Annotated in this window: 13 protein-coding genes; 8 read left to right on the top strand and 5 right to left on the bottom strand. The window is 42.4% G+C overall.

Annotated features, from left to right (window positions below; translation table 11 throughout):
• Positions 1–97: 97 nt before the first annotated feature.
• Both FLL45_RS04490 and FLL45_RS04485 read right to left on the bottom strand, forming a co-directional pair.
• Positions 98–2,176 carry a S9 family peptidase gene (locus tag FLL45_RS04490; protein WP_142888571.1) on the bottom strand — a complete coding sequence of 693 codons (2,079 nt, stop codon included), beginning with the start codon at positions 2,174–2,176 and terminating at the stop codon, positions 98–100.
• Between the two features lie 416 nt (positions 2,177–2,592).
• Positions 2,593–3,486 (bottom strand): lipoprotein N-acyltransferase Lnb domain-containing protein, encoded by an 894-nt coding sequence (locus FLL45_RS04485; RefSeq protein WP_142888570.1) that lies wholly within the window; start codon positions 3,484–3,486, stop codon positions 2,593–2,595.
• A gap of 323 nt (positions 3,487–3,809) precedes the next feature.
• Between FLL45_RS04485 and FLL45_RS04480 the strand changes: the two genes are divergently transcribed.
• Positions 3,810–4,469, top strand: coding sequence for a hypothetical protein (locus FLL45_RS04480; protein ID WP_142888569.1), 660 nt, complete (start codon positions 3,810–3,812; stop codon positions 4,467–4,469).
• 208 nt (positions 4,470–4,677) lie between these two features.
• Here the strand turns inward: FLL45_RS04480 and lepB are convergent, their stop codons facing one another.
• Positions 4,678–5,658: a signal peptidase I gene (lepB, locus tag FLL45_RS04475; protein WP_142888568.1), complete on the bottom strand. Its 981-nt coding sequence runs from the start codon at positions 5,656–5,658 to the stop codon at positions 4,678–4,680.
• Positions 5,659–5,798: 140 nt separating this feature from the next.
• Here lepB and FLL45_RS04470 point away from each other — a divergent pair, with 140 nt between their 5' ends.
• From FLL45_RS04470 to FLL45_RS04450, 5 genes are all read left to right on the top strand, one after another.
• Positions 5,799–6,443, top strand: a complete 645-nt coding sequence (locus tag FLL45_RS04470; protein ID WP_142888567.1) for a rhomboid family intramembrane serine protease — start codon at positions 5,799–5,801, stop codon at positions 6,441–6,443.
• A gap of 224 nt (positions 6,444–6,667) precedes the next feature.
• Positions 6,668–7,108 (top strand): peptide-methionine (R)-S-oxide reductase MsrB, encoded by a 441-nt coding sequence (gene msrB / locus FLL45_RS04465; protein WP_142888566.1) that lies wholly within the window; start codon positions 6,668–6,670, stop codon positions 7,106–7,108.
• 4 nt (positions 7,109–7,112) lie between these two features.
• Complete coding sequence (gene msrA, locus FLL45_RS04460) at positions 7,113–7,616, top strand: peptide-methionine (S)-S-oxide reductase MsrA (protein WP_142888565.1); 504 nt, start codon at positions 7,113–7,115, stop codon at positions 7,614–7,616.
• A 12-nt stretch (positions 7,617–7,628) separates the two neighbouring features.
• On the top strand, positions 7,629–8,216 hold the full coding sequence (locus FLL45_RS04455; RefSeq protein WP_142888564.1) for a peptide-methionine (S)-S-oxide reductase: 588 nt from the start codon (positions 7,629–7,631) through the stop codon (positions 8,214–8,216).
• A gap of 271 nt (positions 8,217–8,487) precedes the next feature.
• Positions 8,488–8,772: a nucleoside triphosphate pyrophosphohydrolase family protein gene (locus FLL45_RS04450; protein WP_142888563.1), complete on the top strand. Its 285-nt coding sequence runs from the start codon at positions 8,488–8,490 to the stop codon at positions 8,770–8,772.
• 204 nt (positions 8,773–8,976) lie between these two features.
• On the opposite strand, the gene FLL45_RS04445 is transcribed toward FLL45_RS04450, so the two are convergent.
• On the bottom strand, positions 8,977–9,906 hold the full coding sequence (locus FLL45_RS04445) for a hypothetical protein (RefSeq protein ID WP_142888562.1): 930 nt from the start codon (positions 9,904–9,906) through the stop codon (positions 8,977–8,979).
• Between the two features lie 295 nt (positions 9,907–10,201).
• On the opposite strand from FLL45_RS04445, the gene FLL45_RS04440 reads away from it, so the two are divergent.
• Positions 10,202–11,806: a bifunctional AfsR/SARP family transcriptional regulator/alpha/beta hydrolase gene (locus FLL45_RS04440; RefSeq protein ID WP_142888561.1), complete on the top strand. Its 1,605-nt coding sequence runs from the start codon at positions 10,202–10,204 to the stop codon at positions 11,804–11,806.
• A gap of 155 nt (positions 11,807–11,961) precedes the next feature.
• On the opposite strand, the gene FLL45_RS04435 is transcribed toward FLL45_RS04440, so the two are convergent.
• Positions 11,962–12,327, bottom strand: a complete 366-nt coding sequence (locus FLL45_RS04435; protein ID WP_142888560.1) for a cupin domain-containing protein — start codon at positions 12,325–12,327, stop codon at positions 11,962–11,964.
• 212 nt (positions 12,328–12,539) lie between these two features.
• Between FLL45_RS04435 and FLL45_RS04430 the strand changes: the two genes are divergently transcribed.
• Positions 12,540–15,053 carry an intermembrane phospholipid transport protein YdbH family protein gene (locus FLL45_RS04430; protein WP_142888559.1) on the top strand — a complete coding sequence of 838 codons (2,514 nt, stop codon included), beginning with the start codon at positions 12,540–12,542 and terminating at the stop codon, positions 15,051–15,053.
• Positions 15,054–15,073: the final 20 nt, after the last annotated feature.

The following is a 15,073-nucleotide window of genomic DNA, read 5'->3' as shown; positions in this document are numbered from 1 at the left end:
TCAACTAATACAAAAAAGGTCAGCGTGAATAACTAACACCTGACCTTTCAGCGACTCTTGCTTGAACGAGTCTTAACTCAATGTCAAAGTAATACGACTAGTTCTTCTTTGCTTCATCGGCGACTTTATATTTATCAAACCAAGCTAAAATGTAACCAATTTTTCTTGCCAAATTAGAAGGTTTGGCGGCGATACCATGATAAGCTCCTTGAATACGTACCAATGAACTTTCAACACCTTCCAAGCGCAAAGCTCCATAATACTGCTCACTTTCACTCATCGGTGTTCGCACATCTAATTCACCCGTTAATACCATAGTCGGTGTTTCCACATTGCCAACCAATGCTAGCGGTGAACGTTTCCAATATTGTTCGTAATCTTTCCATGGTAAGTCAGTAAACCAATAACGAGTCATAAAGGTATAGATATCGGAGGTTCCAATCATGCTGATCCAATTAATCACTGGTTTAGCGACAACAGCCGCCTTAAAACGGTCAGTTTTCCCGATAATCCATGCCGTTAAGACTCCCCCACCTGACCCACCAGTGACGAATAGGTTATTTTCGTCGACATAGCCTTTCGAAATCAGCCCATCGACCATATCCATTAAATCATCATAATCATTAGAGGGATAATTCTTATTTATCAAATTGGCAAACTCGCTGCCTTGCGAGGTTGAGCCTCGAGGATTGCCATATAAGACGACATAACCCGCTGCTGCGAATAGCTGCACTTCAGATGAAAACCCAGGCCCGTAAGCAGTATGAGGTCCCCCATGAATTTCTAATATCATTGGGTATTTTTTGCTCGGGTCAAAATTCGGTGGAGTAACAATCCATGCTTGCAACTCGCGTTGGTCGACTGAGCTTTTTACCGTTAGCAGTTCAGGCTTATTCACGGATTTATGGTCAAAAACATCACCATTAAGGTCGGTTAACATCGTCACTCTACCGCGCTTATCAACTACGGCTAAGTCCGCTGGTCTGTCGCCGCTCGAGTGTGTGTAAACTATATTGCCATTGTCAGTGATATCAAATTGGCCAGAAGTATAGGGGCGGCCAAGGCTCATTCCGCCAAGCTGACTTGTCTTGTTGCTCAGCTTGCCAGATAAACTGACATGGGCGACATTTTTCTTACCATCATTGTCATAGCTAAAATATATCCCTTTGCTGTTGTCTGCCCAACGTATATTTTGGACCGAACGATCGAGCTTTGGCGTTAACAGCTTGATATTACTACCATCGGCATTCATCACATACAGTTCGCTATTCTGAAATGACTTTCCATCATCCTCAAAGCCAGTAAATGCAATACGTTTTCCATCCGGGCTCATTTTTGGCGAGTTTTCTGGGCCGGTCGCATTGGTCAATTGAGTCACTTTACCATTCAATACATCAACCGCTAGCAAGTCGCTATTGAAAACATCAAATTCAAAATCTTCTCGAGTATTAGCGGAAACAATTATCTGTTTACTATCCTTGCTCCAGGCCAAAGATCCCCCATAATTATGCGCACTGGAGGTAATTTGCCTTGGCGTACCGCCTATAGTTGGAACCACATAGACTTGCAAGTTTCCCGGTTTATTCATACCTGCACCATCTCTTTGAAACAAAGTCTTGTCAATGTATTGCGCATCATCCGCCCATTCAGCTCCCTTAGGCTTAAACGGAAGACTGAATAAAGGTTGAGTCTTAGCAGGTGTAAACATCGCAAAAGCAATCTGTTTACCATCTGGGGAAAAGCTCAAACTACTCGGACTCATTGCAACGTCGGTCACCCGGGCAGTATTGCCGCTAGCAACGTCTCTTACATAGATTTGTACCTTACCCTCTTTACTCGACAGATAAGCCATTTTAGCGCCGTCACGAGAAAATATTGGACTGTAATGGTTTTTGGTATCTGACAAGAGAGGCATATGACTGCTGCCATCTAGCGCGACCATCCATAAATTCCTGCGAATACGATCCGTCATAATATCCATGCTGCGACGCTCGTAAACAACATGCTCTCCGTCAGGCATTACCATAGGGTTTGCCGCGTATTCCATGTTGAATAAATCTTTATAATTAAGGAGATGTTTGTCGTTAGCGGTAATCTTCTGTGCCGCTATCTCTGCCGTAAATAAAAGGCTAGCGCAAAAAAACGATATCGCTTGCAAGGGGTAATTTTTCTTCATTGTTGTTGTCTCGTAGGGCTCCAAACTAGCCCGATTGTATCAAAGGATTTCAATTTATTGGCGGGAACAGGTGTTTCAAAATGTATCTTAAATCAGCGCAGCGAGTGTGCCGAGGAAAGTCAAATAGGGTGGATAAGACGGTATTAATCGCAAATACATCAGAAACCTAAACCGTTTATGGATAAAACACCCTCTTGCTACTTAGCGCTTAATCAGCTAGGCAACTAACAACACGCGCTCAATTATTCGAGTAAGCCTTAAAGACGGAAACAGTCAGGGCTTGTTTGATAAATTCAAATCCGGATCTAGGTCCAGATCCTGATCCAGATAAAAGTACAGATTCAAACCCAGAAAACGGAGCACGAATGGACTCATTGCACGGTTCTTTTTCGATAAATTCTATCGTGCTTTTAAGTTTATGGTGACTTTTTAGCGACACCTTCAAGTACTTGGAAATAATTTTCCCTGATTTTATGATAAAAATCCGTGTCGTCATCAGTGAATCGATGGGTTGGGATACGCGCAGCTTCCCTCAGCAACTCCAAGTCATAATTTTGATCAAGTACTTTATATTGATAGGCAATTTCATCGGAAAATGCAGGTAACACGATTCTTGGATCGAGATAATATTGCCAGGCCGGAATCTGGGTTTCTTTCATAATGCTGTTAGTACAATTCGAGGTAAAGGTGTTGTAAAACTCGGGGGTTTCATTGAGGCTGTTCGCTCGATTAACCATATCGATAAACATCTTTTGACGCCGCACTTTGTTGGCTTTGATTGGAAAGAAATAAACTTCTTCCGCGCGCTTATGGGTCCTCACGCCAATAATGTCGCGCTCATCCGCAATAACATAAATCAAATGAAATTGATCAAGTATTCCCTGAACAGGGCTGTAGCTTTGCTCGGGTCTCATTCGCGCTTCCACAGAAATCACAACGGGATCTTCATTGCCAAAATCAAATGAGAGAAAGGTGTGGGCTAAACCGGGGGACGAGAATACAGAAATGCCATACCAAACACTCTTAAGATCATTCAGATTGACTTCTCGTTGTGTCCACGCTATTGCTGTCGGGCCCCCTTTTTCATCATATCGCGCACGTCTGAAATTATAGATAGTCGCGTTTGCTTTACTCAAATTATTTGAGTCGTCAAACTCAACCTTAGCGAGCTTTTCATACTGAACTTGCCAAGGGCCCTGATTAGTTGGTGTTGTCGATAAGTAATAGATATTTAAGGCGCTTAATAAGACAACGAAAAATAACAAGCCTTTCCATCGCCGTTTTGCACGCTTTAATCTTTGTATTACCAATTCATCTACCTGGGTTTAAATTTTTAACCTATCGAGCCTGATAGGTTAAATCTGGAACCAAAAAACAAATCATGGCAGGCACCATATCACCTTTTGCTCACAAACTTAATAGCAATATTCTTACGCGTTATGAAATACTGCCGGCGGCAACAAACTTAGAATTGCTTGAGAATAGCGCTCGAGCTTAATTTGCTCATAGTTCGAAAAACATCCAATTATGTGACGTATTAGATTTATCAACAGACAATAATTCGTCAAAATGCGTAAAAATATAAGCGTATTTGGATTATTCCAATAGTACAAGACTTCACTACGTTACAAACATGTTCCTAGAATACCCAATAATTAGTGCTTTTCTGATTAGCGCAATAACCACTTTGGCCATTATCGGCTTATTGCTCAAGTTATATATTCAACCTCAACAAATGAATATTGAAAATTTAGAGAAACACATCGATGTCCTAATGGATGAAGTGCTTGAACTGCAGCAACGCGAGCACAAACGGGCCCAACTGATTTCAGAAAGAAAAAGGCGCCTCAAACTAAAGCAAAATACGATCGAGCTCACACCAATTACGCCACAGGATGTCCCTGTTAAGGCTGTCAAATTAGTCACCAATGACTTGGAGTTTTTACTAAAATCCTGGAATGATAAAAACCTAACCGAACGCCAACGCAAAACAATCGAAGACAATTACATTGGTAAAAGCGTAAAATGGGAAGTCAAAGTAATGTCAGTTTCCGAAGAAAAAGATGACAAGATTTGGGTGACGATTGTCTCTCCGAAACAAGAGATTGATTCTGCGCACGCCGTCTTTGACAAATCCTACAAGCGACACCTACTTGCGATCAGAGGTAGTGATGTTGTTTTGATATCAGGTACAATTGAGCGCTTTTTCCTCGCTCCGGTTATCGTAAACTGCAAATTATTTAAACAGAATAAACAACTTCCTAAAATTGAAGTTGCAAAGCAAGCTAGCTAATCCTGAGTTTAAATTGATTTTTAGATTGAGTGAAAACAAAAATAACTTAACAGTGACCTAAAACTTTAAACTCATAACCGATAACCTAATCGCCATCCGTTTAATAGCTCCATCGTTCACAAAAAGCGAAACTTTTAAAACTATCCTTGACACTAAAACAAACAATCATTATCAATCTGCGATGCGTGTTAAAAGTGCATTTTGGCGATCAATTCGCGCCAATGACTTCACCAATAATATTTTCTATTTTTACTAAACCAAAATAGCGGGAATCAAAGCTATTATCGCGATGATCACCCATAACAAATATATACCCTTCTGGGACAACAAATCTGTTCTGTTCGATTTGAATTGGGTGACGGGCTTCAGTTGGATGCAAGTAGAGTACATCAAACTCGCTTTCGCCTAACGTCTCTTTATACTGCATATATTGCCGAGAAACGGGGTTGTATTCAGAACTTGGAATTGGATACGCCTTTACCTCTCGATGATTGACCGCTACCGGTGCGCAGTCTGCCTCCATACAGGTTTCGATGAGATACCCCCTGTCCTTTAGGGTTACTACATCATTCGGAATACCAATAATTCTTTTAATAAATGGTGAATCAGGCGCTTGCTCTCGATAAAAAACAATCACATTACCACGCCATACCATTTCATACATTGCTCGGTTGGGCTTTACTTTTAACGACTGCCCTGCAAAAGTTGTCTGCGCTGACTTAGTTTTATCAACAATTACATAGTCGCCAGGCATATAGTTGGGCATCATGGATGCCGCGGGTAAATGATAAAAATCGATAAACAACCCCCGCACTGAAAAAAGCACGAGCAAACCAAAAAAGGTGGCAGGTAAAAGCACATACGCCCTGCTGTACAGCGGGTATGGTTTTGCTAATGCCATACGCTTTTTAACTAACCAACCATCACCAACACAGATAGCTAACAGGGAAAGATATAATCCATCCGCAAAGAAATCATGTACAGTGCTTCCGAGGCCGCTATAAGTGATATAAAACACGCCGATATGAACGACAAGATAAAAAACTGCTCTCACAGGCTTAGCGAAATACAACATTCCTAAAAATGGCCCCACCAACAAAGTGACCAAAACAAAAATAACGAAGCTTTTGGGCTTGGCGATTTGTGCGAGCGCTGACTTATTAGGTGCCTGATAGATTGGTTCCGACAACAACTTTCCCTCTTATTATTTGACGCCTATTTTTCAGCTATTTTAAGTAAAAGGTGTGACTTTGGCTAGCTTGCGGCTATTACTAGCGACATCACCATAATTTACCTTGTGTTTTCAGAATCGAACCCAATATTATTTTGATGACTGAGCCGCATCGAAATTTAAAATCACTTTGGTACGTTGTCTACTTTACTCTTTTGTTATGGGTTATTAAATCGGCTGAAGTACTGTTTGGGTTAGAACTATCAAGTTTAGCTGTCCACCCGCAGGACTTTAATGGATTAGTTGGGATAATTTTTGCACCAATGCTGCATGCTGACTGGGAGCACTTAATCGCCAATAGTTTACCACTTCTGTTGTTGGGGGCTTTAATGGTGTATGGCTATCCGGTATCTAAATGGAAAACCCTTTTGATTATTTGGGTTGTTTCCGGATTAGGCGTGTGGTTATTTGGCCGACCCAATTATCACTTAGGCGCAAGTGGTATTGTTTCAGGGCTTTTTTATTTTATCTTTTTAGCGTCAATTATCCGCCGGGACAGAGTCTCAATTGCGATCATGTTTATCGCTGTTTTCATGTATGGCGGTTTGTTACTGGGGATACTCCCTTGGGATCCGAAAATCTCGTTTGAATCTCATTTCTTTGGCGCAGTCGGCGGTGCGTTCAGCGCTATTCTATTTCGCAATCAGGACCCAAAACCGATTGAAAAAACCTACGACTGGGAGAATGAAGACGAATTAGCGCTAGAATACTCAGATGAAACCGACGAGTATTGGAAGCGCTAAGCCGTGATTTGATTTGATTTGATTTAATCAAAGCTTGAACTGTATACAGAGATACCGCTATGTAACATTTCAAATAGTTTCGACGTCTTGTATTTAGACAATACGATGGTCTTCATAAACCATACTGGGGTACCATTCGTATAGATACCTATAACTTAGACAGAGAATAAGTAACACTTACATCAAGAACAAGTACCCTTCTATTACGGATTAGGAGCGACACGATGGAATACAAAAAAACGGAAGAAGCGCTAGCCGCTTTAACTCCTGAACAATTTCGAGTGACTCAGCAAAATGGCACAGAACGGCCCGGTACCGGCGAACTCCTCGATAATAAGCAACCGGGTATTTACGTTGATATTGTGTCGGGTGAGCCGCTGTTTGTCTCTTCCGATAAGTACGAATCTGGCTGTGGATGGCCGAGCTTCACTAAGCCGGTACAACCCACCAATATTAACGAAATCCGCGATACGTCTCACGGTATGATTCGCACCGAAGTTCGCTCCGCTCATGGTGACAGTCATTTGGGACACGTGTTTACTGATGGTCCTGTTGACCGTGGTGGATTGCGATATTGTATTAACTCGGCCTCCTTGCGCTTTATCCATCGAGACAAGATGGAAAGCGAAGGTTACGGCGAATATATTGACCAAATAGAGGACTAAATTTATGGCAGAAGAACGCGCAGTATTAGCCGGCGGCTGCTTCTGGGGAATGCAGGATTTGATCCGAAAACTACCCGGAGTTAATTCCACTCGTGTAGGTTACACTGGGGGTGATGTTGCTAATGCGACCTATCGCCATCATGGCACCCATGCAGAAGGTATTGAGATCATTTTTGACAATGAGATAACTAACTACCGAAAGATACTCGAGTACTTTTTTCAAATCCACGATCCGACCACCGTGAACCGACAAGGAAATGATCGCGGCATGTCATATCGTTCTGCTATCTATTACGTTTCCGATGAGCAGAAAAAGGTTGCGCAGCAAACTATCGATGATGTCAATGCGTCGGGTTTATGGCCCGGAAAAGTCGTTACAGAACTGGAACCCGTGGGCGACTTTTGGGAAGCGGAACCAGAACATCAGGATTACTTAGAAAAATTTCCGAACGGCTATACCTGTCATTTTCCACGAGCAGATTGGATTTTGCCTTCTAGCAAAAGTTAAACGGCTTGAATTATGACGCTGGTTGTTGGTCTTGGCGGAGAATGTCATTGGTGTACCGAGGGTATCTTCCAGTCGCTATTAGGAGTCACTGCAGTTAATCAAGGATGGATAAAACCTCGGTTAAGCGTCGAACCATCAAGTCAATTCCGTGAAGCCAACTCGAACTTTAAAATACTGGAGTCAGACAAAGCGGACTCAACTCAGCCTAGCTTTTCGGAAGCGATTGAGGTCTACTTTAATCCAAAAATTATCTCTTTGACAACGTTAATCGAGATCCATTTGTATACTCACGCGAGTACCGCAAATCACTCCCTACGAAATAGATATCGCTCGGCCGTTTATACTTATGATGAATATCAGCAGCAACAAGCAACACATATTCTTGAATCATTGGCCACGCGTTTTGATCAACCATTAGTCACCCGGGTTTTACAATTTAATGAATTTAAATTAAATAAAAATGAATATCTGAATTATTTTTATCAGTCGCCCGACAAACCTTTCTGTCAAAGCTATATTCATCCCAAATTACGGTTGTTATTAACGCGATTTAACGATAGTGTTGATACTGATAAATTGCAGGCTGCTGGTATTGAATAATTAAACTCTCAAGATAATTCATTTGGAAAATCATACCAGATTTTACCACAGTAAATTAGCCGAAAAGAATAAGATATAAATAACATCAGTAACTAAAAGCTAACATCACAAGCGATAAAATAACATCAGTTATTACAAGATAATTTCAGTCATTACAAGATAACGTCAGTCATTACAAGATAACACCAGCAATCGTAAGATATCATTAGTAACGTAATATAAAATCTATGATTCTGAAGTAACGTTAACAACCCCAAAGGTAACTAAGAAAATGAACATTAAAACACTTTGCGAAAAACAATATGGCTGGGTTGAACGCATGGGATGGCATAACAAAAGTGTTCTAGAATCACTCGCTTTGGTTGCTTCAGAGGTTGGAGAAGCTGTTAATGAGTGTCGTGGCGACCAACCAACCCCTGAATTTGGTAGCGAGCTGGCTGATATTGTTTTGAGGGTGGCCGACTTAGCTCAGTCGCAAGGAATAGATTTGGAGCAATGTATTATTGATAAAATGGCCGCAAATGAAGCCCGTGGCACTCGTGGTCGTAAAGTTTAACCTGAAGCGCATGGCAGCACTATCAATGCAACGTTAGGTTGTAAAATAAAAAATCTCATTTAACCGACAAGCTTCGGACACAACACGTCTTTGATATGCCAATTTGTTAAAACCGATTGTTGATGTCTTACAAGGAAAACGGCAACAATAATCGAACGTTTTCGCTAGTCATGCCTCATTAAAACTGAAAACACTGATGACCAATCACCCAAGGGTTCGATAAGGTGCAAGCGGATCATCCTTAAGGGTTTTATAACTAGCAAGCGGATTTTCAACCTTGGCTAATTTATCAGGAGAACCAAAAAAGAACTTCGACAACTTTACCGTTATCAGCTTTCTACTGGTAAGTGTATTAGCTTCAAAGTAAACATCTCGCAATGTTGAAACATAGGTTCCAAAATTAGGCTCTTTAGAAACTTCTGGCGGCCGAAAGCCTATTTGGTGATAGCTAATTTCGGCTTTATATCCAAATGAAATCAAGCCGAGTAGTTCTCGAGTAAATACTCGAGGAATGCCATTTGCGCCAAAGAACATGCTGTGGTTTTCATTAAAAAATTCCCGCCAAGCTTCTTTGACAGGCTCCTCACCACCTTTAAACTGACTTGCAGCGACCTTGTACTTAGTAATCTTGTGTGCGTTCATCCGATCCCATTTTAATTGTTCCAGCGGAGTCAAACTTAATGCCAGGTATTGTTTTGCTGCAGCAGCGCCAATGATCAGCGAATCATTCATAATGGGTGTCCACTCTCGCTCACTGAGAATACTTCCACCATCAACCGGAGTATAAGTTGTGTCAGGGTTCGCAGCTTCATCGTTCGGTCGGTTAACTTGCTGGTATCGGTCCATCGCGGCAGATGCGCCATAGAGTGATGTTATGCCATCCTGGACACCCGTCGCAGCTGTGATACCAAACGCACTAATAAGTTCCTTGTTTTTGCGGATCTCTGTACCACCCAGTACCGTGAGTTTTAAACGGTTTGATGAGACAACGGTGTATAACTTATAAGCGCAATCAATGTGCTTCCTATAAGCAACGTCATTGTCCCAGTCGAGCCAATAAACCCAACTATTATCATTTTTATAAAAGAGTCTTAAATTTTGAAGCTGTCTTTCAAAAGTCTCCTTGGATAACATGAAACTCTCCTTTATTCGTTTTAGATTGATGGCATTGCCCATTTCAATATGGTCTTCTTACATTGATCACTTTATACTTGCATTGAATCAAAGTGGCATTTTGAGTGGGAACTTTCGCTCAATATAAAAGACTAATGCCCACCGATGCTTTAAATCTTATCTTGTCAACGTTGAAACGACCGTTGTAACGAGCGTGGTATTACCCTAATTGTTGGAGCTATTTTGTTGAATTCTTCAAAATGATGCTCCGTGAGCAGTGCGACAGCCAACCCTCAATCGTTAGAAAAAAGGTATTATGGATATCTCAATTAAAACCTTTGGTGAACTGACTATCCTGAGAGATGGTCAACCTGCAGACTTGCCTCCATCAAAGCTAACCCGAGCTTTATTTGCCTACTTGTTACTCACGGCTAGACCGCACCGCCGCGATCGGCTTTGCGAAATATTCTGGGATGGCCCTGATGATCCAAAAGGTGCGCTATGTTGGTCTTTAAGCAAAATCAGACCTTTGATCAATAGTGTGAATAGCGAACGGTTGGTCGCCGACCGAGAGCGCGTTACGCTGCAATCCAGCGACATTGAAATCGATATTCGAACCGCGATTGCACAAGTTAACGATCCAAGTACCTCTTTGAATGAGCTCTTGAGTATTAATAAGCATTTAAAGGAGCCTTTTCTCGATGGTATTGATTTACCAGAGCGAGATATTTTTCAACAATGGCTTTACAATGAACGAAAGGATATTGAAACGCTTCATTGCCAAATACTCGCCCGCTTGTCGTCTGATCCCAACATCGCTCTAACGGATAGGCTAATCTTTACCCAGCAATGGGAAGCACTCAAACCATTCAGCAGAAAGGCGACTGATCAGTTGTTGACTCAAATGGAATTAGTCGGGCGCACTAGCGAGGCTGAAGCGCTTAAACTTGAATTTACCAAACGTTTCCAAGCTGCGGGTATCGATTGGCATCATGATTCTGTTAAAGCCAATTCAGAATCGGGTCATGTGTCTGAGGCAACTCAAAATATTACTGAAGATGCAATTGCTGGCCGAGAGCCACTCTCAAGACAAAAAATCCAGTTTTGTACGGCGAAAGACGGCGCTCGAATAGCTTACGCGACGATCGGTAAAGGTTTACCAATCGTTAAAGCGGCAAACTGGTTTAGTCATTTGGAGCATGACTGGAGTGCGCCAGTTTGGAGTCCGCTATTTCGAGAACTGGCACTCGACCATCACTTTATACGATACGATGAACGAGGTAATGGGCTTTCTGATTGGAATGTTGATGATATTTCATTTGATTCGTTTGTCACTGACTTAGAAACAGTCGTCGATACCTGCAACGTTGAAAAATTTGCGCTACTCGGTATCTCTCAAGGCGCCTCGGTTTCTATCGAGTATGCTATTCGCCATCCACAACGGGTTAGCCATTTGATTTTGTTTGGGGGCTATGCGGCAGGTTGGCGAATCGGTGCAACGAAAGACATCATCAAACAACGCGAAGCGATAATGACACTGACGGAGACCGGTTGGGGTCAGGATAATCCAGCTTATCGCCAAATATTTTCTTCCACATTTATGCCGAGTGCAAACCCTGAAGAATTAGATTGGTTTAATGAGTTCCAGCGACTAACCACGTCGCCTGAAAATGCCGTGAGGTTTTTGTCAGTATTTGGCGATATCGATGTACGGCATCAGTTGGCGAAAGTCTCAGTTCCCACTTTAGTTATTCATTCACTCGGTGATTTAAGAATTCCAGTCGATACCGGGAGAAACATCGCGGCGACCATTCCAAATGCGGAGTTTGTCGGCCTTGAAAGTGATGGTCATTTACTGCTTGGTCGAGAGCCAGCTTCAAAAGTATTTATTGATGCGGTTAAAGCGTTTATTCGCCCTTAATCCGATCGTTTGTCACTTGGGAATTTAGACTAGATCTGCAGTCAGTTTTGCCTAAGAACAATTTAATTATAATTTGATTGGCTGGCTTATTATTAGCTGGTTCATTGAAGGCGCTCTGTTCCTCACTGCATCTCAGTCGACTTTTTCATGAAAAACTAAATCCACTCCTGCGCTTCAAAAGGCACTGTTTGATCGCTAGCAGTATCACCTGTGTGTGCAGTTGATGCAGGCTCGACCATCAGAAAATGGGTATCGCGGGCTGCTTTAGGGCAATGCTCTACACCTTTTGGTACCACATACATTTCGCCGGGATTGAGTACAATATCGCCGTCTCTCAATTGCAAAGTAAGCTGTCCTTTAAACACCAAAAACAATTCGTCCTCGTGTTCATGGTGATGCCAAACGAGTTCACCGCTTCCTTTGGCGAGTTTAACCAGTTGACCGTTTGACTCGGCTATCACCTTGGGCGTCCACTCTTCATTAAACAACGCAAATTTTTCGCCGATGTTTATCTTATTCATTTAGTCCCCTTTCCCAGTTAACATTGATTCAGAAGTTTTGCTCAACTAGTATTTCAAAGTTTATCAACATTGGCCAGTTTTTACACCGAGCTTCATACCAAGTATCGGCACCGCTTGATTCGAAGCTAGAATTATGCAACCTTTGCTATCACTCAAGGTCAAACTATTTGAAAATCGCATTTGGTTAAGCTTGGTAATCAGTTCACAAGGAAATGACCATTAAGTCCATTCTATTTCGCACTCTCGCTCTCTGCATACTCGTTCTAGTAGCGATATATCTATTGTTGCCTTGGTGGTTGCCAGCAGCGATTAATGGCATTGTCAGTTCGCCTAACTGGCGCATCAATGACATGTCCATTGGGTACCCTAGCCCAGAGGGTGTAACGATTAACGCACTTACCATTGACTTACTTGCAAACAAACAAAGTGTCGGACAGTTAAACTTAAAACAAGCTCAACTAACCATCAATTGGACAACCCGAACGATAAAAGCCATCGAGGTGGAATCAGTGTCTGGTGATTGGTTAATCCCCCTGCCGAACAAAGCGCGAAGCAGTCAAACACAAAACGGCCAAACTCAAATCAATCATACGCTAAACAGTCAAGAAGTCGCCTCCTTACCAGAAAAGCTTCCCACTCTGACTATCGAGCAATTCGACTTCACACTCCCCTTTCCTAACATGCCTGTCACTCTGAGCGGGCGTATCGAAATGGAAAAGCCAAACCACCAACTATTTGCTGAGATTGATAGTGACGAATCAATGACGGGCAAGTTAACGGCAACTCTCACCCCTGAAAAAGCACTCAAAGCTAACTTAACAGGAAAAGCCCAACTCGAAGAAATTGATACATTAATAAAACGATTGTTACCCGATTTAAATTTAACCCTAACTCAACCTCAAGGAGAGATTACTGCAACGATTATTGCCAACCTCTCTTTACAAGACTTCAACGAGTTAAAGCCACAGATTGCGATTAGCATGAGTCCTCAAAGTATGGGGGCAGAGTTACCCTTATTTAAAATAAGCAAGTTGAATGGTCGCATTAATCTCAGTTATCGCGACCAACTTTGGTATTTAAACCCCGGCGATTTAACCGGGGAAATCATCACTACGGAAGCGGTCAGCCCTCTCAAACCTCAGGCGTTTTTGTTTAATGCTCGCAATAAGGCAGCCCAGTTTGACCAAGATATCTTGCTCGACATAGCACTCAAACGCGATGCCGATCGGATTAATTTGTCCTTGCAAGGCCAGCTCAACGATCAATTTAATGCCAATATTGATGCCAAACTGACCAATGTTGAGACCTATTTTGATGAGAACCTTGAGCGTCTCATGCTAACTATCAATCCCAACTTGACCAACTGGCAAACTAAGTCGTTAGACTATCAAGGCGCTTTAATCTTCTCAAAGACTCTTGAAAGCTATCAAGTTGTTACATCGAATGAGCAAAAATTCCAATTACAAGGTGTTCATCTAGGTCCGTTAAAAGATAGCAACCTCGACCTTACATTTAATTTGGCACCGGAAAGTGATTTGAGCAAACCGGTACTCACGAGCGCAAAAGTATTCATCGAACAAGGCACTTTAAGTTTCGATGAGACTAACCGGATCCAGCTCAACAATAGTCAACTAACATACCAAGGCGATGAAAGCAGTGGTACTTGGCAGAGTCAATTTAACGATATTAGACTGCTGCAACCCAATAATGGCGATTGGCTCCAAGGTAAGATACAAACCGCGGGCTCTATCGATTGGGTGAATCAAAGTTACCAAGGCACAGCGACGCCCAACTTCTCACTCAAAGCGTCACAAAGCGTTTTAACTAACCTATTTCCCGCACAAAAGCACTTATGGCAGCGCTTTAGTGTCACGGGTGATGCAACCCAAGACCAATTAGCCTTGAATGGACATTTTGAAATTGACGGCTCTTTCGAGCAAGCACCGCAGGTCCACGGCAAACTAGAGGCAAACATAGCAGAAATTCGCTTAGCCGATAACGGCCTTAATCAGGCAAACTGGCAGCTGCAATGGCACGGTGACTGGCGTGATATCACAACTCACTTAAAAGCGGCGCAACTCGTATTAAAACAACAACCGCAAGGCGAGTTGACCGGTTTGCGAGCTGATATTCGGTTGGACGAATCGATACAGTGGCGAGACCTCCACTTGGATACTGCGCTATTCGGCGGCAAACTGTCTGTCGCCGGTAGCGACGGTTGGCAAGCTATTGACACCAATCAAGGTACCGCAACATTGGAGAAAATTGATTTAAGTAAACTGAGCGATTATCTTGGCAAGGCCGAGCTCATTATCTCTGGATTACTGTCTGGTGCGATCCCGTTTACCTTGACCAACGGACAGTTAACTTTTGGCGAAGGCCAATTAACCGCCGAGCAAGGACGAATTGCATATCTGCCACAAGGGAAAAAAATTGCCCTTACTCAAGAGACCATTGGCGAGCTTGCCAATATCACATTGCAGAATTTTCATTATCAGTTAATGAACGCAAAGATTAATCACGGCGGTCCTTGTGGTTTCGATATCGTATTTCGCTTGGAAGGCAAGAATCCTGATTTGGGTGCAAGAGCTGATCAGATTTTAAACATTGGCTATCAACCAACCTCTAACGTGAACTTGTACTATCTGTTATTATTTGGTGAAGATTTTGTCCAAGAGTTACAAAACCAACAGAAAGATTCAGTTTGCGTTCAGCCGAATCCATAGACAATGCGCATAACGACTAG

This window comes from Aliikangiella marina, from assembly GCF_007004765.1.
Classification (GTDB): Bacteria; Pseudomonadota; Gammaproteobacteria; order Enterobacterales; family Kangiellaceae; genus Aliikangiella; species Aliikangiella marina.
Note: the sequence above shows the minus strand (reverse complement) of the source record. Positions and strands in the feature narration are given on the sequence as shown.

Coding starts and splice junctions, on each gene's coding strand:
- FLL45_RS04490 (WP_142888571.1), bottom strand. CDS start 2,176: ATGAAGAAAAATTACCCCTTGCAAGCGATATCGTTTTTTTGCGCTAGC.
- FLL45_RS04480 (WP_142888569.1), top strand. CDS start 3,810: ATGTTCCTAGAATACCCAATAATTAGTGCTTTTCTGATTAGCGCAATA.
- FLL45_RS04470 (WP_142888567.1), top strand. CDS start 5,799: ATGACTGAGCCGCATCGAAATTTAAAATCACTTTGGTACGTTGTCTAC.
- msrB (WP_142888566.1), top strand. CDS start 6,668: ATGGAATACAAAAAAACGGAAGAAGCGCTAGCCGCTTTAACTCCTGAA.
- msrA (WP_142888565.1), top strand. CDS start 7,113: ATGGCAGAAGAACGCGCAGTATTAGCCGGCGGCTGCTTCTGGGGAATG.
- FLL45_RS04455 (WP_142888564.1), top strand. CDS start 7,629: ATGACGCTGGTTGTTGGTCTTGGCGGAGAATGTCATTGGTGTACCGAG.
- FLL45_RS04450 (WP_142888563.1), top strand. CDS start 8,488: ATGAACATTAAAACACTTTGCGAAAAACAATATGGCTGGGTTGAACGC.
- FLL45_RS04445 (WP_142888562.1), bottom strand. CDS start 9,906: ATGTTATCCAAGGAGACTTTTGAAAGACAGCTTCAAAATTTAAGACTC.
- FLL45_RS04440 (WP_142888561.1), top strand. CDS start 10,202: ATGGATATCTCAATTAAAACCTTTGGTGAACTGACTATCCTGAGAGAT.
- FLL45_RS04435 (WP_142888560.1), bottom strand. CDS start 12,327: ATGAATAAGATAAACATCGGCGAAAAATTTGCGTTGTTTAATGAAGAG.
- FLL45_RS04430 (WP_142888559.1), top strand. CDS start 12,540: ATGACCATTAAGTCCATTCTATTTCGCACTCTCGCTCTCTGCATACTC.